This is a genomic window from Rhodobacter capsulatus (assembly GCF_005144475.1).
GTDB classification, from domain to species: Bacteria; Pseudomonadota; Alphaproteobacteria; order Rhodobacterales; family Rhodobacteraceae; genus Rhodobacter; species Rhodobacter capsulatus_C.
This window is the reverse complement of the sequence record NZ_SWJZ01000090.1, coordinates 24,231-38,752: the sequence shown is the minus strand read 5'-3', so window position 1 is coordinate 38,752 and position 14,522 is coordinate 24,231. Positions and strand designations below refer to the sequence as shown.

Annotated in this window: 21 protein-coding genes; 13 read left to right on the top strand and 8 right to left on the bottom strand. The window is 69.8% G+C overall.

Annotated features, from left to right (window positions below; all coding sequences use genetic code 11):
• Window positions 1–377 precede the first annotated feature (377 nt).
• The 6 genes from FBT96_RS17380 (at window position 378) to FBT96_RS20855 (ending at window position 3,692) form a co-directional block, all read left to right on the top strand.
• Entirely contained in the window at window positions 378–569 is a 192-nt protein-coding gene (locus FBT96_RS17380) for a hypothetical protein (RefSeq protein WP_136908881.1), read from the top strand.
• Between the two features lie 72 nt (window positions 570–641).
• Window positions 642–1,148 carry a hypothetical protein gene (locus FBT96_RS17375; protein WP_136908879.1) on the top strand — a complete coding sequence of 169 codons (507 nt, stop codon included), beginning with the start codon at window positions 642–644 and terminating at the stop codon, window positions 1,146–1,148.
• Window positions 1,149–1,288: 140 nt separating this feature from the next.
• Window positions 1,289–1,948, top strand: coding sequence for a BON domain-containing protein (locus FBT96_RS17370; RefSeq protein ID WP_136908877.1), 660 nt, complete (start codon window positions 1,289–1,291; stop codon window positions 1,946–1,948).
• Between the two features lie 222 nt (window positions 1,949–2,170).
• Window positions 2,171–3,004 carry a DUF481 domain-containing protein gene (locus FBT96_RS17365; protein WP_136908875.1) on the top strand — a complete coding sequence of 278 codons (834 nt, stop codon included), beginning with the start codon at window positions 2,171–2,173 and terminating at the stop codon, window positions 3,002–3,004.
• 273 nt (window positions 3,005–3,277) lie between these two features.
• Window positions 3,278–3,451: a CsbD family protein gene (locus tag FBT96_RS17360; RefSeq protein WP_136908873.1), complete on the top strand. Its 174-nt coding sequence runs from the start codon at window positions 3,278–3,280 to the stop codon at window positions 3,449–3,451.
• A gap of 100 nt (window positions 3,452–3,551) precedes the next feature.
• The gene (locus FBT96_RS20855) at window positions 3,552–3,692 is read left to right on the top strand and encodes a hypothetical protein (RefSeq protein WP_162838701.1); all 141 of its coding nucleotides are present in this window, start codon (window positions 3,552–3,554) and stop codon (window positions 3,690–3,692) included.
• Between the two features lie 392 nt (window positions 3,693–4,084).
• Here the strand turns inward: FBT96_RS20855 and FBT96_RS17355 are convergent, their stop codons facing one another.
• From FBT96_RS17355 to FBT96_RS17345, 3 genes are all read right to left on the bottom strand, one after another.
• Window positions 4,085–4,288 (bottom strand): hypothetical protein, encoded by a 204-nt coding sequence (locus tag FBT96_RS17355; protein ID WP_136908871.1) that lies wholly within the window; start codon window positions 4,286–4,288, stop codon window positions 4,085–4,087.
• A gap of 30 nt (window positions 4,289–4,318) precedes the next feature.
• Window positions 4,319–4,525, bottom strand: coding sequence for a cold-shock protein (locus FBT96_RS17350; protein WP_136908869.1), 207 nt, complete (start codon window positions 4,523–4,525; stop codon window positions 4,319–4,321).
• 227 nt (window positions 4,526–4,752) lie between these two features.
• Window positions 4,753–6,039 carry an MgtC/SapB family protein gene (locus tag FBT96_RS17345; RefSeq protein WP_136908867.1) on the bottom strand — a complete coding sequence of 429 codons (1,287 nt, stop codon included), beginning with the start codon at window positions 6,037–6,039 and terminating at the stop codon, window positions 4,753–4,755.
• A gap of 51 nt (window positions 6,040–6,090) precedes the next feature.
• Between FBT96_RS17345 and FBT96_RS17340 the strand changes: the two genes are divergently transcribed.
• The 3 genes from FBT96_RS17340 to FBT96_RS17330 are packed head-to-tail and all read left to right on the top strand — an operon-like array spanning window position 6,091 to window position 9,112.
• Window positions 6,091–7,239: an efflux RND transporter periplasmic adaptor subunit gene (locus FBT96_RS17340; protein WP_283234944.1), complete on the top strand. Its 1,149-nt coding sequence runs from the start codon at window positions 6,091–6,093 to the stop codon at window positions 7,237–7,239.
• Complete coding sequence (locus FBT96_RS17335; RefSeq protein ID WP_136908865.1) at window positions 7,239–8,441, top strand: ABC transporter permease; 1,203 nt, start codon at window positions 7,239–7,241, stop codon at window positions 8,439–8,441. Before FBT96_RS17340 ends, FBT96_RS17335 begins: the two co-directional genes overlap by 1 nt.
• A complete protein-coding gene (locus FBT96_RS17330) occupies window positions 8,438–9,112 on the top strand; it encodes an ABC transporter ATP-binding protein (protein WP_136908863.1) in 675 nt (224 codons plus the stop codon). The genes FBT96_RS17335 and FBT96_RS17330 overlap by 4 nt, the downstream gene beginning before the upstream one ends.
• A gap of 88 nt (window positions 9,113–9,200) precedes the next feature.
• Here the strand turns inward: FBT96_RS17330 and FBT96_RS17325 are convergent, their stop codons facing one another.
• Complete coding sequence (locus FBT96_RS17325; protein ID WP_136908861.1) at window positions 9,201–9,392, bottom strand: hypothetical protein; 192 nt, start codon at window positions 9,390–9,392, stop codon at window positions 9,201–9,203.
• A 494-nt stretch (window positions 9,393–9,886) separates the two neighbouring features.
• Here FBT96_RS17325 and FBT96_RS17320 point away from each other — a divergent pair, with 494 nt between their 5' ends.
• Together FBT96_RS17320 and FBT96_RS17315 are read left to right on the top strand one after the other, a co-directional pair.
• Complete coding sequence (locus tag FBT96_RS17320) at window positions 9,887–10,183, top strand: hypothetical protein (protein WP_136908858.1); 297 nt, start codon at window positions 9,887–9,889, stop codon at window positions 10,181–10,183.
• The gene (locus FBT96_RS17315) at window positions 10,176–10,739 is read left to right on the top strand and encodes a sigma-70 family RNA polymerase sigma factor (RefSeq protein ID WP_136908856.1); all 564 of its coding nucleotides are present in this window, start codon (window positions 10,176–10,178) and stop codon (window positions 10,737–10,739) included. Before FBT96_RS17320 ends, FBT96_RS17315 begins: the two co-directional genes overlap by 8 nt.
• A gap of 204 nt (window positions 10,740–10,943) precedes the next feature.
• Here the strand turns inward: FBT96_RS17315 and FBT96_RS21475 are convergent, their stop codons facing one another.
• From FBT96_RS21475 to FBT96_RS17300, 4 genes are read right to left on the bottom strand one after another with little or no spacing between them, the layout of a single operon-like run.
• Window positions 10,944–11,078: a hypothetical protein gene (locus tag FBT96_RS21475; RefSeq protein WP_283234943.1), complete on the bottom strand. Its 135-nt coding sequence runs from the start codon at window positions 11,076–11,078 to the stop codon at window positions 10,944–10,946.
• Between the two features lie 59 nt (window positions 11,079–11,137).
• Complete coding sequence (locus FBT96_RS17310) at window positions 11,138–11,989, bottom strand: transglutaminase-like domain-containing protein (protein WP_249306550.1); 852 nt, start codon at window positions 11,987–11,989, stop codon at window positions 11,138–11,140.
• Window positions 11,986–12,711, bottom strand: coding sequence for a DUF1003 domain-containing protein (locus FBT96_RS17305; RefSeq protein ID WP_249306549.1), 726 nt, complete (start codon window positions 12,709–12,711; stop codon window positions 11,986–11,988). The genes FBT96_RS17310 and FBT96_RS17305 overlap by 4 nt, the downstream gene beginning before the upstream one ends.
• On the bottom strand, window positions 12,704–13,231 hold the full coding sequence (locus FBT96_RS17300) for a DUF1269 domain-containing protein (protein ID WP_136908852.1): 528 nt from the start codon (window positions 13,229–13,231) through the stop codon (window positions 12,704–12,706). The genes FBT96_RS17305 and FBT96_RS17300 overlap by 8 nt, the downstream gene beginning before the upstream one ends.
• A 496-nt stretch (window positions 13,232–13,727) precedes the next feature.
• On the opposite strand from FBT96_RS17300, the gene FBT96_RS17295 reads away from it, so the two are divergent.
• Together FBT96_RS17295 and FBT96_RS17290 are read left to right on the top strand one after the other, a co-directional pair.
• Window positions 13,728–14,069, top strand: a complete 342-nt coding sequence (locus FBT96_RS17295; RefSeq protein ID WP_136908850.1) for a hypothetical protein — start codon at window positions 13,728–13,730, stop codon at window positions 14,067–14,069.
• A complete protein-coding gene (locus FBT96_RS17290; RefSeq protein ID WP_136908847.1) occupies window positions 14,069–14,467 on the top strand; it encodes a hypothetical protein in 399 nt (132 codons plus the stop codon). Before FBT96_RS17295 ends, FBT96_RS17290 begins: the two co-directional genes overlap by 1 nt.
• Window positions 14,468–14,522 lie beyond the last annotated feature (55 nt).

Genomic DNA, 14,522 nt, shown 5'->3' with positions numbered 1-14,522 from the left:
GTCACCGGCGCCGTCGTCGGCGGCGCCGCGGGCTATTTCTGCCGCGACCTGAACGTCCCCGGCTGCCGCAACGGCTGACCCCAACGACGGGCCGCAACGACGGGCCGCAAGGGCCGGTTGTCCCCCCCGCAGCCTGCTGCGGGGGGAAATGTTTTGGCCGCGATCCCGCGGAAAGCCGCCCATCGCGCCCCGGGGCAAACCTGCATCAGGAAGCGACTCGGGCAGAGGGGGCAGGGTGCGGCATGGCAATCGAATACCCGCTTGCCATGGCCTCTGCTCAAAGCCCTGCATCCTGCCCTGCGCGACGGATAATTCCATCACCTCGCGCAGACCGACGCAGCATGTCGCCGCGGCAGACCGCACGAAGGACGACACCGATGACCCCCAACACCACGCCGAACGGCGCCGACCGCATCAAGACCGTCAAGGCCGCCTGGGACAAGGCGCCCGACGGCCCGAAAAAAGAGGCGGCGCTGAAGCACTACCAGGCCGCCGAAAAGGCCCAGACCGCCAAGGATGAGGCGGGCGTCACGAAATCGCTCGACGCCGCCGTGGCCGCGCTGGCCTGACCCGACAGGTGCCGCCCCGGTGCAGTTGCCCGGGGTGGCGCATGTATCCCCTTCCCCAAACCGGAGATCCCCATGTCACGCCCTCTGCCTGTCCGCCTGCTGACCGTTGCCACGCTGATCGGGGTGGCGCTTTCCACCGCGGCCCTTGCCTCGGATGATCGCAAGGTGAGCGCGATCGACGTGCAGATCGATCTGGCCGCGCTGTCGAATGCCGCCGCCGCCAGGCATTATGCCACGATCGAGGCCGATCTTGAAAACGCGCTGACCAGCCGCCTTGTCGATCGCACCGACAAGGACGGTCTGAAGATCACCGTCGATCTGTCGGAATTCGAACTGAGCAATTCCTGGAAGGAAGCGATGAACCTTGCCGACACCCGGCTGGTGGGCACGGTCAGCTTCACCGATGCCAAGAACAATTCCAATTTCGACAACTGGCAGCAGACGGTCGACGTGAATGCGACGGCGAGATTCCTGCCCGAGGGGACCGAGCTTGCCAAGCTGAAACCCGACAGCGACGTGTACTATAAGGCGATGATCGCGTCCTTCGCCGATGCCGTGGTGCAGCGTCTCGACCAGTGAGGAGGCCCCCCGGCTGCGCCCGCGCGGACGCGGTCTCGAGGCCGGGGAACTTCACGATCTGCGGCGGCCGTGACCCCCGTGATCCCCGTGACCCGTGTGATCCCCGGGCGCCCCGGCCGCCCCTTGCAAGGAGCGATGCGATGAATTCCGACCACAGTGTGAAAACCGAAGTCCTGGCCGAGCTGGCCTGGGATCCGATGGTGAAGGAGGACCAGATCGGCGTGACGGTGCGCGACGGTCTGGTGACGCTGATGGGCCATGCCGACAGCTACTGGCAGAAACGCGCGGCGGAAACCGCGGCGGCGCGTGTCAGGGGCGTGCGGGCGATCGTCGAGGAAATCGAGGTGCGCCTGCCCGTGCATGTGCAGCGCAGCGACGAGGAAATCGCCGCCGCCGCGGTGAACCGGCTTGACTGGGACGGTGCCGTGCCGACGGGGGCGGTCAAGGTGCAGGTCGAGGACGGGGTGATCACGCTCAAGGGCACGGTCGATCACCAGTATCAGCGCGCGGCGGCCGCGCATGCGGTGCAGCCGCTCTGGGGCGTGCGCGGGGTGGCCGATCAGATCCTGATCCGCGAGGCGCAGCGCAAGCGCGCCGATGCGCAGCAGATCAGCGATGATATCCGGAAGGCCTTGAACCGGGGCTGGTTTGCCGCCGATACCGTGCATGTCGAGACGAAGGACGGCACGGTCACGCTGTCGGGCCGCGCCGCGACGCTGCGCGACCGCACGCTGGCCGTGTCCACCGCCTGGGCCGCGCCGGGCACCGTGGCGGTCGAGAACCACATTCGCATTGGGTGACATTTCTTGCCGATGCGAGGCCCCGTCCGCCCTGTCATCCGGGGCGGGCGGGTCGCGACGGCCGGGCGGGCAGCGGATCTGCGCCGCCTTCCGGCCAAATCACGATCCGGCCCCGCTTTTCCGCCGCGACACTGATGCACGGCAACATCGGCGGGGGCGATCCGGGTCAGGTTGCGGCAAGCGTCCAGCCCGGACGTTCCGATTTTCCGAAAGGTTCATACCATGACCCGAATTCTTCTTCTGGCAGGCACGACGATTGCCGCGCTGGCGCTTGGCGTGCCTGCGGCCCTTGCGCAAACGGCGCTGGTTGGCATCGATTCGGTCGACGACCGCATCGACGACATCGACCGCGCCGCGCAGATCGACCTCGATCGCGGCAACGATGCCTTTCGCTACGGCAGCCCGGACTATCGCGAGGGCATGTCGGGCAGCGCCTCGCTGAGTTACGCGGGCAAGACCGGCGCCACGGATTCAAGCGAATTCAGCCTGGGCGCGCGGTTGCGTTTTGCCAATGGCCCGTTCGTGCAGAACCTCGGCATGGTGCTGGACTTTGCCGAATTCGACTCCGACAAGACCAAGGAAGACACCTTCTTCATCTATGACGCGAATTACTACTTCAACGACTCGTTTTACGGCTTCGTGCTTGGCCGGGTGAAGACCGACGGGCTTGCCGCCACCGCCGACGACGTCAAGACCGACGCCTTCCTCGGGGTCGGCCCCGGCTACCGCATTGTCAACACCCGCGATCTGAGCTGGCGGGTGCAGGCGGGCATCGGGGTCAGCTATCTGCAGGACGGTCTTGAGGACTCTGTGACCGAAACCGGCTACATCGCCTCGTCGCGGCTGTTCTGGCGGCTGAACGACAAGCTTTTCGCCACGAATGACACTGATATCCTGGAGTCGGACACCGCGACACGGGTGAACAACGATCTGGGGCTGAACGTGAAGATGACCGACATGTTCGCCACCCGCATCAGCTACCTGACGGAGTACAACGACTCGCGCGCCGTCAAGACCGAGAACAAGCTGGGGGTCTCGCTCGTCTATTCCTTCTGACGCGCCCCTGCCGGCCAGAGCGGGGCGGGGGAAATCCGCTCCGCTCACCGACCGCCCGATCTTCACGGCTCCGGGGACGGAACCGGAATGAGGGATTGCGACCTGGTCGACGCGCCCGCTTGGCGCGCGCCGCTGTCCCGGGCTCCTGGCGCAGTCATGATCGCGCTAACCTGCGTCAATGCCGACCGGACGGCGTGGCCCCATAGTTCGGAACGGGCGTCAGGATCGAACGTGACCCTGCCGCCCGCATGACCCCCCTGAAAGGAAAACATCATGGACAAGGATCGGATTGCCGGTTCCGCAAAGGTCGTCAAGGGCAAGGCCAAGGTGGCGATCGGAAAGGCCATCGGCGACAAGAAGCTTGAGACGGAAGGCGAGGCCGAAAAGGTCGCGGGCAAGATCCAGAACGCTGTGGGCGGCATCAAGGACACGATCCGCGACGCGTAGACCCCGAGAAACGGGGCGCCGCGGAATGGTCCGGTGCCCTGTCACATCCGCGCCGGCTTCACGCATGGTCTGAAGCCCGAAACCCGCTGAAGGACGCATCATGAGCCGCAATTTTCTGTTTCTGCTGATCGGTGTTCTGGCCGTGGTCGCGGCGGGGACCGGCTATCTGTATTATCAGGAACGCCAGAGCGGCGTTGACATCAAGATCAACGAGCACGGCGTCACGATCGACGGAAATTGACGAGGCCCGGCACCAGAGCGCGGGACCTCTCGGCGCGGCCAGGGCAGGCGCCGGGGGCGCGACCAGGACGGCCGCTGCCGATTGGCTCCGGCCCGCGGACGGGTTCGGAAAAGCGCTCGGATCCGGCGGTTTCGGTGTCGCGGGGCCGATGTGCTCGCCTTTGGCGCCGCATGACATGGGAAAGGCGGCGTGGGTTTCCCCGCGCCGCCTCCCTCAAGGTTGAGTGGTCCGGCGGAGGCGGCTTGCCTGCGCAAGCAGCCTGGCCGCCTCGACGCTTTTGCCGGGAAGCCGGGGCCATCGTCCGCAGGTCGAACGACCGGGGCCGGGCGTGTCGGGAACCGCCCCCGTTCGACGCCTCTGGTTCGGCGCTCTCCGGGGATGGAGATGGGTCGTCAGCGCGACGGTTTTGCGCCGCGGGCGGCGGCGTCACGGGCAAGGCGTTGCGCCTTGAGCGTGGCGCTGCGGTCGGCCCGGCTGGCGGCTTCCGTCTGGACGATCAGTTTCGCCGCCGCGGCCGTCATCTCGAAATAGGTCTGCGGCGGGCGGGGGATCTCCCGGAACAATCCGGGAGAAGGTGTCGTGCGTGTCATGGACATGTGCCGGCCCCCGAAGGGTGCCTGTCCGGATCAGGCCAGAGCCAGATCGCAGGCCGATTTGCGGCCGTCACGGCCGGACTCGATCTGGAAGGTCACCTTGGCGCCATCGGCCAGGCGCGAGATCCCCGCGCGTTCGACCGCCGAGATGTGGACGAACACGTCCTGCGCGCCACCTTCCGGCTCGATGAAACCGAAACCTTTGTTCTGGTTGAAAAACTTCACGGTGCCATTGGCCATCGTGATCACTCCTTCATGGGGATGCTGCCCGCAGAATGCGGCAGCTCGGCTTGGTCAGAACTAAGAGCAGACTGAAGCCGATGAAGGAGACAGGGTGCGGTCAGGAATACTTCGCACCTCCTTGCATAGCGGAATTTGCAGGTTTTGCAAGGATTCTTTCCGGGTTTTCAAAACAACCCGGAAATGAGCCGGTCCGGGGCCGATCACCGCAGGCGCGAAGGCGGCCGTCAGCCGGGCAGGGCGAGGGTGCCGATCCAGGCGGCAAGGACGATCAGCACAAGGCCGGGCACCACCCGCAGGGCGAAGGCGCGGCCGCCCGCCACCGCCGCCACAAGGATCTTGCTCAGCGTGTTCGAGGTCACAGCGGCCAGGATCGGCGCCACCGCATCGGCCGGGGCGACCTTGTCCGCGGCGACAAGCGTGGCGACCGAGATCGCCGCCGCATGGGTATCGACCAGCCCCGCCGCCAGCGCGGCCAGCAGCACGCCCGAGCCGCCGAACTGCGCCTGCAGCCCGGCCGAGACGACCAGCACCAGCGCCAGGATCGAGCCGAAGGCCAGCGCCGCGCGCAGGCTGAAGGCGCTGCCGCCGCGCGTGCCCTCGCCCGCGGGGTGGCGCAGCGCGGCCAGTGTCAGCGCCACCCCGTAGAGCGCCGCGGCGGCACCGGCGCAGACCAGCGGCAGGGTCAGGGCGGACAGGGTCGGCAGGCTGATCGCCGCCACCACCAGCGCCAGCTGCGCGATCGTCGCGACGGACGACAGCACCGCCCCGGCGACGCAGGCCGGACGCAGCTCGGGCGATTGCAGCGCGCGCGCGCCCATCGCGCCGATCGTCGCGGTGCTGGAAATGAACCCCGACAGCGCCCCCGACAGCGGCAGCCCGAACCGCGCCCCCAGAAGCCGCACCGCCAGATAGCCCGCCGCGCCGATGCCCATCACCAGCACGATCACGATCCAGACCGCATGCGGATTGAGCGCGTGCCAGGGCCCCATCGGCCGATCCGGCACCAGCGGCAAGATCACCAGCGTCGCCGCGGCAAAGATCAGCGCATCGTCCAGTTCGTCCTTGGAAATCAGCGTGGTGACCAGATTGTGCAGCCAGGCCTTGACGTAAAGCAGCCCGGTGATCGTCACCGCGATCGCCGCCGCCATCTGCGGCGAGGGGATGCACAGCCCGCCCAGAAGCACGGTCAGGATCAGCACGATCTCGGTGGTCAGGCCGGGATCCTGATGCGGCCGCTTGCTGTAGGCCACCGCCAGCATCGCTGCGACACAGGCGGCCACCACCGAAAGCAGCACCACCCCGCCCAGTGCGAAACCGACCGCCCCCGCCGTCGAGGCGATGGCGAAGGTGCGGATCCCGGCGGGCGCGCGGGCCGGGCCCGCGCCCTTGCGCCGCTCGCGCTCGGCGCCGATCAGCGCGCCCACGGCCAGCGCGCTGACCATGTTCAGCACGGGCGGACCAAGAACGGCGGGACCGAGAAGGGCGGGAACGAGGAGGGGGGCGCTGTCCATCGGGGCCTCGGGGTTGCGGGGGCGGGGGCATCAGGGCATGTCCCGCGCGCGGTGTCGCTGATCCAGGTCAGCCCGGCGGCGGCGGCGGGCGTTAAACTGGCGGCGATCCGCCCGGAAGGCCCCCGCCCGATGCCCGAGCTTGCCCCCCCTCCCGAAGACCGTCCGCGCTGGCGCCGTCCGGTTGTTCTTGCGGTGGCGGCGCTGCTTTGCCTTGGGCTGGCGCTGTGGTGGCAGCTGCGCGCCGCGCGTCCGCCGCTGGTGGCGGTCGAGACGATGACGCCGGGGCCGGTGACGCGGGTTCTGGCGGTGAATGGCAAGATCGCCCCGCGCGCCCGGGTGGCGATCCGCGCCGCGGTGGGCGATGTCGTGCAAGACGTGGAGGTCGAGGCGGGCGATGTCGTCCCGGCGGGCGCGGTGCTGGCGCGGCTCGATCTCCGGCACCAGGCGGCGGTGCTGCGGCAGGCCGAGGCGGCGCTGGCGCAGGCGGTGATCTTGCAGGCGCAGGCGGCGGCCGACTTCGGGCGCAACCGCGATCTGGGGGCACAGGTGGCGCAGGTGACGCTGGACGACGCCCGCCGCAGCCTTGCGGGCGCGGCGCAGGAGGTGGCGGGCCGTGCCGCGCTGCGCGATCAGGCCCGGGTCGTGCTGGACCGGTATACCCTGCGCGCGCCGGTCGCGGGCACGGTGCTGACGCGGGCGGTCGATCCGGGCCAGCGCGTCGACACCGCGACGACGCTTTTCACCCTGGCCGATCTGGCGCGGCTGCGCGTCGAGACCGACGTGGACGAAACCTATGCGCTGCAGATCGCGCCGGGGCAGCGGGTGCGGTTGCTCCTGCTGGGCAGCGCCGAGACCCGGATGGGCACGGTCGAGACCGTCGCGCCGCGGGTGGACCCGGACACCGGCGGGCTGGCGGTGAAGATCGGCTTCGATGCGCCGGTCCGCGCCCCGGTCGGGCTGACCGTCACCGCGAATGTGGTGATCGACAGCCGCACCGCGCTGACGGTGCCGCGCACGGCTCTGACAGGCGGAGCGGTCTTCGTGCTGCGCGCGGGGCGCGCGGTCGCAACGCCGGTCCGCGTGATCGACTGGCCCGCCGAACGGCTGATCGTCACCGCGGGGTTGGCGCCCGGGGACCGGGTGATCACCGACAGCACCGGCCTGCACGACGGACAAATCCTGCGCGAGGAGGGCAAGTGATGTTGTATGCCATCAAGATCGCGGCGCGGTATCTGAGCGCCTCGAAGGCGCAGACGGCGCTTCTGGTGGTGGGGGTGGCGGCGGGCGTCTTCGTCTTCATCTTCATGTCGGCGCTGATCGGGGGGCTGGCCGAATTCATCCTGGCGCGCACGGCGGGCGACATGGCGCATGTGACGATCGAGGCCGAGGCCCGCACCCCGGCCCGGCTGGCGCCGCCGCCGGGCCGCGTGCTTTGGGCCGACCAGCCGACGACCGAAACCGCCACCCTGCGCGCGGCGGAAAACTTCCTGCCGCTGATCGAAGCCCTGCCCGGGGTCAAGGCGGTCTCGCCGCAGATCATCGGATCGGGCGTCTTGCGCCGCGGCGGACAGGTGGCGCAGGTCTCGATCGTCGGGCTGGAGCCGGGGCGGGAAAGTGCGATCCTGGATCTGGCGCGCTACCGGGTGGCGGGATCGGTGCGGCTGGGCGCGGGCGTGGTGGTGCTGGGCAAGGGGCTGGTCAAGGATCTGGGCCTTTCGCTCAATCAAAGCGTGGTGCTGCAATCGAGCCACGGCGTCACCATGCGGCTGACGCTGGGCGGGATCTACGAAATCGGCGCGGGCGGGGCGGACCGGCGCATGGCCTATGTCAGCCTCGCCACCGCGCGCAGCCTGATGGCGCTGCCGCAGGGGCTGAGCCGGATCGAGATCAAGCTGGTCGACCTTTATGCCGCCGATGCCAGCGCCGCGCGGCTGCGCGGCCTGACCGGCCTGCCCGCGGTGTCCTGGACGCGCGAGGGGGCGCGGCTGCTTGAAGCGCTGAGGGCGCAAAAGCAGACCGGCTATTTCCTGAAAAGCTTCGCGATGATCACCATCGTCATCGGCGTCGCCTCCTCGCTCATGCTCTCCACCTATCGCCGCCGCCCCGAGATCGGGATCATGCGGGCGATGGGGGCGTCGCGGCGCTTCGTCGTCGGCGTCTTCGTGCTGCAGGGCGGGCTGATCGGCGCGATGGGCGGGCTTTTGGGCGCGGCCACCGGCTATGGCGCGCTTTTGCTGTTTCCCACGCGCGAGAATTTCCGCTCCGGCACCTTGCCGATGGACATCACGCAGGGCGCCTATGGGCTGGCGATCACGCTGACGGTGCTCTGCGCCATCGCCGCGGCGATCCTGCCCGCACGGGCGGCGGCGCGGCTTGATCCGGTCACGGCGATCGGCCAATGAGCCTTGTCACCGTCACCGATCTGGTCAAGACCTTCGGCACCGGAGAGGCCGAAACCCGGGTGCTGCGCGGCGCCAACCTGACGCTGGAGCGCGGCGCGCGGGCGGCGCTGATCGGCCCCTCGGGCTCGGGCAAGAGCACGCTGCTGACGATCCTGGGCACGCTGATGCGGCCGACCTCGGGCGGGCACGAGATGCTGGGCGTCGATCTGACCCGGGCCAGCGATGCCGAATTGACCGCGTTCCGCAACCGCCACATCGGCTTCGTGTTTCAGTTCCACAACCTGCTGCCCGATTTCACCGCGCTGGAAAACGTGGTCTTTCCGGCCGCGATCCGGGCCGGGCGCGAAACCGCCGCGGCGCGGGCGCGGGGGGCGGATCTGCTGGCGCGGATGGGGCTGGCGGCGCGGATCCAGTTTCCCACCGCCAATCTCTCGGGCGGGCAAAAGCAGCGCGTGGCGGTGGCGCGCGCCTTGATGAACGCGCCCGAACTGGTGTTGGCGGACGAGCCCACCGGCAATCTTGATCGCGCCGCGGCGGCGCAGGTGATGGCGCTGATCGGCCAGATCAACCGCGACGAGGGCACGGCCTTCCTGATCTCGACCCATGACGAGACGATCGCCGCCAGCTGTCCGCGCCGGATCGTGGTGGGCGAGGGCAAGCTGACCGGCTGACAGCGAAAAGGGGGCGAAAGCCCCCCTGCACCCCCGGTCGTCGGCCTGCGGCACCGCCCCGGCCGAAGCCGGGGCAGGACCTGTCGGATCAGGCCAGCGCGGCCACGGCGGCGTCCAGCGCCTTGGTGACGGCGGCATCGTCCTTGGCGGCCTGCGCCTTTTCGGCGGCCTGATACTGCGTCAGCGCCGCCGCTTTCTTCGGGCCCTCGGGCGCCTTGTCCCAGGCGGCCTTGACCGTTTTCATGCGTTCGGCGTTCGAGGCCATGGTGTTGAGATTCATCGGTTTCGTCCTTGTGCGGTCTGCCGCGGCCGCAAGCTGTGCCGATCCGGTCGACGGGGATGATCCGTCGCGCCGGGCCGTCTTGCCGGGCTTTGGGCAGAGGCGAGGGCAAGCGGCTATTCGATTGCCATGCGACACCCTGGCCGATCGGGCCGAGTCGCATCCTGATGCAGGTTTGCCCCGGGGCGCGATGGCGGTTCTGGCGGGCGCAAGCTCTGTCTTGCCGCGGCGCATCGGGGCGGGGGGCGCGGTCCGGGCCCGAAACGGATCTGCCGCGCTAACCTGGGTAATGGCCGCGGGCGGCACAGTCGTTAAGGTTGTGCGGACCGGCCGTTCCAGCCCGCGCTCGCAAGATCGTGGCCCCCTTGGTTCCGGACGGTCGAGCGGCGACGGCCAGACCGGAACGCGCCCGCGGATCAGCCTCTCCCGTTGGTCCGCGGGGCGCGCCGGGCCGACCGTCGCCGCGGGCGGCCCCAACCCGAAAGGTGACCCGGATGAGCGATCCTGCGACCCGACTGGACCAGACCCGACCCGAGCGGCCAGAGCGTGCCCCCCGGACCGGCGCCGCCCCCGACCGGGCCGAGGCCGCGGTCGCGGCGGCGCGGCGCGTCGAACAGGCCGAGACCGAGGCCTTCATCCAGCGCATGCGCGCGATCGTCGAGAGCCGCAGCCCCGGCGCCGGTCTTGGTGCTGGCCCCGGCGCTGGCCCCGGCACTGGCGCAGTCACTGGCCCCGGCGTCGGGACGGGGTGGACGGGACATCTTCTGTCGGGCAGGCTTTGCGATGACTGAGCAAGGCCCGCCTGTCCCCGCGGCCGGGATCGGCGCGCACATCGGCGCGCTGCGCCGCTTCGCGCTGGCCTTGACCCGTGATCCCGACAGGGCCGACGATCTCGTGCAGGAAACGATGCTGCGCGCGGTTCGGCATTTCGACCGCTTCCGGCCCGGCACCAACCTGCGCGCCTGGCTTTTTACCATCGAGCGCAACATCCATTTTTCCAATCACCGCAGGGCCCTGCGCGAGGCGGCCGTGCTGCATCGGCTGGGCCCGCGCGGCGGGGTGGCGCTGCCCGCGCATGACGGCGTGCTGGCGCTGGAAGACGTTCTGGACGCCTTTCGGCAACTGTCGGCGCCGCACCGGCGCGTGCTTTTGCTGGTCGGTGCCCTGGGCTACACGCATCGCGAAACCGCCGAAACCATCCGGCTCTCGCCCGAGGCGGTGCGCGCCCGTGTCACCCGCGCCAGGGCGCTGCTGCTGGACCGGCTGGGCCTGGCCCGGGGCGAGACCCCGATGCCGCATGCCGAATTCCAGGATCTGCGCGGGCCCTGCCTGCGGACCCGCGGCTGACACCGCGGCGCACCGACAAGGCGCGCAAGGCGGCGCATCTGTCAGCGCGGCATGGGCGGGGGCTTCGCCGCCTCGATGCGCCCAAGGGGTGTCCGCGCCGCGGCAAGCCGCGCGGCCTGGTCCTTCGGGCCGGGCCTTTTCTGCCTGTCGGCCGGGCCTGTCGGCCGGGCCTGTCGGTCGGGCCTGTCGGCCAGGATCGGGGCTTCAGGGCTTCTTCTTCTCGCCCAGACCGGGCTGCGCGCCCTTGGCGAACAGATCGGCCGGTTTCGCCGCCACCGGCTTTTTCGGCTGCTTCGGTTTCTTCGCTTCGCGGTTCGAATGGCTCTTGCCCTTGGGCATCGGATCTCTCCTTCATGGCCCCAGCCGGGCCGGTTGCGCCGGGCAAGGCCCGGGCGCCCTTACTCCAGCGGTTCGGCGCGGACCTGAAAGCCGGTCAGCCGGTGCAGGCCGAAACTGTGGATCATCGCCACATCGGCGGCGTCGCGCCCGCGCGCTACCAGCACCCGGCCGATGCGCGGGACATTGTTGCGCGGATCGAACAGCCGCCAGCCGCCGTCCAGCCAGACCTCGATCCAGGCGGCGAAATCGCCGGGCGCCTCGGGGGTGGAGCTGCCGATCTCGGTCAGATAGCCGGTGCAGTAGCGCGCCGGGACGTTCATGCAGCGGCACAGCGTGATCGCCAGATGGGCATAGTCGCGGCACACGCCCACGCCCTCGGCATGGGCCTGCGCGGCGGTGCGGGTGGCGCGGGCCTGCAGGTAATCGAAGCGGATCTGCGCCTGCACGTAATCGCAGATCTTCTGCACCAGCGCCCGCCCGCCGGGACTTGCGCCGAACTGCGCCCAGGCGATCGGCGCCAGCAGATCGGTGTCGCAATAGCGCGAGCCCAGAAGATAGCCCAGAACCGTCTCGGGCAGCTCTTCGACCGGGGTCCCCGCGCAATCGGGGTGGTGCGGGTCGGGCTGGCCGGAATCGCGGATCACCGCGGCGACCTCGATGCCGAAACCGCCCGCGGGGGCGACGAGCCGGGTGCAGAAATTGCCGAAATCGTCGTGAAAGGTCTGCAGGGGCACGGGCGGATCGGTGCGCAGCTGATCCGTGCCCTCCAGATCGGCCAGACGGCTTTGATGGATCCAGAGCCGCGCGATCATCGGCGTCGGCCGGGGCAGCTCGAACTGGAACTGGCACCCCAGCGCAAGGCGCAGCGCGGGGGTGGCATCGGGTCCGTCATGGCGGGCGTATTGGTTCATCTGCGGCGCTCCTCGAGCAATTCGATCTGGATCTGCTGCATCTCGACCAGCCGCTGCCATTGATGCGCCAGCTGGTGGTCGATCTTTTCGTGCAATTGCCGGATTTCGAGTTCGGCCTTCAGGTTCACCCGATAGTCGTTCTCGCCGCGCAGCCGGTCCTGGGTTTCCTGCCGCCGCTGGCTCATCATGATGATCGGCGCCTGCAGCGCCGCGATGCAGGACAACAGCAGATTGAGCAGGATGAACGGATAGGGGTCGAAGGGCGGGCGGTGCAGCAGCGCGCTGACATTGAGCCCGATCCAAAGCACGAGCAGCCCCAGAAAGCCCGAGATGAACGGCCAGCTGCCGCCGAGCCGCGCCACCGCATCGGCCATCCGTTCGCCAAGGGTCAGCCGCTCGGCCAGATCGGCGTCAAGATGGCGGCTCAGCGTGCGGCCGGTTTCCAGACTGTCAAGCACCGCCCGGTCGAGCGTGCCCAATTCGCCGCGTTCGTCTTCCAGCATCCGCTCGACATAAAGACGGCGAAACCGGGCGATGTCGGCGCGGCAGATCCGGCCGCCCTCGGCCCAGCCGGGGGCCTCGGCCTCGATCAGCGCCGAAAGTCCCGGGCGGACCGAGAGGAAGGGTTGCAGCTCGGTTGCGGGCAGCGCGCGTCCGCAGACGTGGCAGCACCCCGCGCCGGGCAGGGGATCCGCCGGCGCAGACTGCGTTTCGTCACGCACGCTCGGCCCCTTGCAGGGTCTTGCCCAGCCCGTCGCGCGCCGTCGCAAAGGCATCGCGCAGGGCGGTTTCCGCGGCGGGGTCCAGATTCGTGCGCAAGATCTCGCCCCCCTTCGCGCCAAGCCGCGTCACCATCCGCTCCGAGGCGGGGGTTTTCAGCAGCAAAAACAGCGCCGCATGTCCCGGCTGCAACAGCGCCGAGACCTTGCGCATGAAGGCGTCGTCGATCCCGTAATCGGCCAGCGCCCCAGAAACCGCCCCGGCCGTCGCGCCGATGACAAGGCCCAGAAGCGGGTTGAAGAACAAGATGCCCGCCAAAAGCCCCCAGAACGCGCCGCCGGTCGCGCCGACGGCCCGCAGATCGACCATCTGGGCAAGCCGGATGCCGCCTGCGTCATCGACGGTGGCGACCACGGCGTCGGTCACCTCGACAAGATATTCCCTGGCCATGCCAAGGACTTCGGCGCGGGCCGCCTCGGCCGCCGCGGGGGTTGCATAGCCGATCACGATCAGTTCGGGCATGGCCGTATCCTTTGATGGGCAGACCGCGCGCCCGCCCGTGATGGCGGGCGCGACGGCATGCGAAAACAGCGTGGCACAGAACCGGACCCCGGCTGCGGCCCGGATCAAGGGCGAATGGACGTCGCCCTCTCCCGCTCCGGCGCCCTCCCCGGACGGTGCCCGGTTCTGGCCGACCGACTCTGCCATGACCCGCGGCGGGGCATGCTGATCCATGTTGGTGCGCGGGCGCAATCGCGCGGGACAGAACTGCGCGGGACAGAACCACGCGGGAAGGGGCGTGCGCAGGAAGGGGGGCGCGGAGGCCGCCCGGAAAGGCGGGGGCGGAGGCGGGGCTAACCCGGATCAGCTTTCGCGACGCGGGGCCGGGCTATCCTGTGACGGGGGCATGCGATCGCCGGACAGCCCGGCCCCGCGCAAGCGGGATTGGCGCGTGCCGCCCGGTCCCGCTTGCGCGCCGGTGTCGAGGCCGGACGCCGCTCTCGTGAAAGGAAACCTCATGGTGAAACCGGAGTGGATCGTGCCGGGTGCGGTGGGTGCCCTTGCGGGCGTCCTGCTGACGGCGGCGACGGGCTTTGTCTGGGCGGGGTGGGAACTCCGCTCCGGCGTGCGGCGCGCGGCCGAGGCGGAGGTGGTGCGGGCGCTGGTGCCGCTCTGCGTCGATCAGGCGATGGCCGATCCCGCACGGGCGGTCAAGCTGGCCGCGCTGCGTCAGGATGCGCCGCCGACACAGCTTGAGATCCTGATCGAGACCGGCTGGCTGCCGGGCGCGCTGCGCGCAGGCTTCGACAGGGCCGTGGCGCAGGGCTGCATCGCGGCGCTTTGGACCCGGGGGGCGTGATGACCGGCGAATTGCCCCCTGACGGCCTTGATCGTCCCGCGCAGGCGGCGGTGCCGCAGCAGCCCTGCGCACCGGGTCCGGCGCCCTGCGCGGCCTCGTTCAAGGTGATCCTGCTCGATGACCGGCGCGATCCGGAAGACCGCTTCGCGGTTCTTGTGCGGCGGGCGATCTGTGGTCGCCTGGACCCGGCAAGAACCGCGCCCGGGCCGCGCGACGGCGTCGATGCGCTGCTGCTTCTGGGACCGGCGAAGACCTGGCCTGAGGCGGCCGAGCGGCTGCGCTATCTGGTCGAGCAATTCGCCCTGACCTTTCCGGGGCAACAGGCGCGTCAGCAAAAGCTGATCCGCCGGGCCTTGCGCGACATCTCCTTCCTGCTGGCCCGGCCGCAGGACACCTGAACCGCGCCGCAGCGGGGCCCGATCGCGGGGGCCCGCTGCGCCCGCCCGCGCGCCC

Coding starts and splice junctions, on each gene's coding strand:
- FBT96_RS17380 (WP_136908881.1), top strand. CDS start 378: ATGACCCCCAACACCACGCCGAACGGCGCCGACCGCATCAAGACCGTC.
- FBT96_RS17375 (WP_136908879.1), top strand. CDS start 642: ATGTCACGCCCTCTGCCTGTCCGCCTGCTGACCGTTGCCACGCTGATC.
- FBT96_RS17370 (WP_136908877.1), top strand. CDS start 1,289: ATGAATTCCGACCACAGTGTGAAAACCGAAGTCCTGGCCGAGCTGGCC.
- FBT96_RS17365 (WP_136908875.1), top strand. CDS start 2,171: ATGACCCGAATTCTTCTTCTGGCAGGCACGACGATTGCCGCGCTGGCG.
- FBT96_RS17360 (WP_136908873.1), top strand. CDS start 3,278: ATGGACAAGGATCGGATTGCCGGTTCCGCAAAGGTCGTCAAGGGCAAG.
- FBT96_RS20855 (WP_162838701.1), top strand. CDS start 3,552: ATGAGCCGCAATTTTCTGTTTCTGCTGATCGGTGTTCTGGCCGTGGTC.
- FBT96_RS17355 (WP_136908871.1), bottom strand. CDS start 4,288: ATGTCCATGACACGCACGACACCTTCTCCCGGATTGTTCCGGGAGATC.
- FBT96_RS17350 (WP_136908869.1), bottom strand. CDS start 4,525: ATGGCCAATGGCACCGTGAAGTTTTTCAACCAGAACAAAGGTTTCGGT.
- FBT96_RS17345 (WP_136908867.1), bottom strand. CDS start 6,039: ATGGACAGCGCCCCCCTCCTCGTTCCCGCCCTTCTCGGTCCCGCCGTT.
- FBT96_RS17335 (WP_136908865.1), top strand. CDS start 7,239: ATGTTGTATGCCATCAAGATCGCGGCGCGGTATCTGAGCGCCTCGAAG.
- FBT96_RS17330 (WP_136908863.1), top strand. CDS start 8,438: ATGAGCCTTGTCACCGTCACCGATCTGGTCAAGACCTTCGGCACCGGA.
- FBT96_RS17325 (WP_136908861.1), bottom strand. CDS start 9,392: ATGAATCTCAACACCATGGCCTCGAACGCCGAACGCATGAAAACGGTC.
- FBT96_RS17320 (WP_136908858.1), top strand. CDS start 9,887: ATGAGCGATCCTGCGACCCGACTGGACCAGACCCGACCCGAGCGGCCA.
- FBT96_RS17315 (WP_136908856.1), top strand. CDS start 10,176: ATGACTGAGCAAGGCCCGCCTGTCCCCGCGGCCGGGATCGGCGCGCAC.
- FBT96_RS21475 (WP_283234943.1), bottom strand. CDS start 11,078: ATGCCCAAGGGCAAGAGCCATTCGAACCGCGAAGCGAAGAAACCGAAG.
- FBT96_RS17310 (WP_249306550.1), bottom strand. CDS start 11,989: ATGAACCAATACGCCCGCCATGACGGACCCGATGCCACCCCCGCGCTG.
- FBT96_RS17300 (WP_136908852.1), bottom strand. CDS start 13,231: ATGCCCGAACTGATCGTGATCGGCTATGCAACCCCCGCGGCGGCCGAG.
- FBT96_RS17295 (WP_136908850.1), top strand. CDS start 13,728: ATGGTGAAACCGGAGTGGATCGTGCCGGGTGCGGTGGGTGCCCTTGCG.
- FBT96_RS17290 (WP_136908847.1), top strand. CDS start 14,069: ATGACCGGCGAATTGCCCCCTGACGGCCTTGATCGTCCCGCGCAGGCG.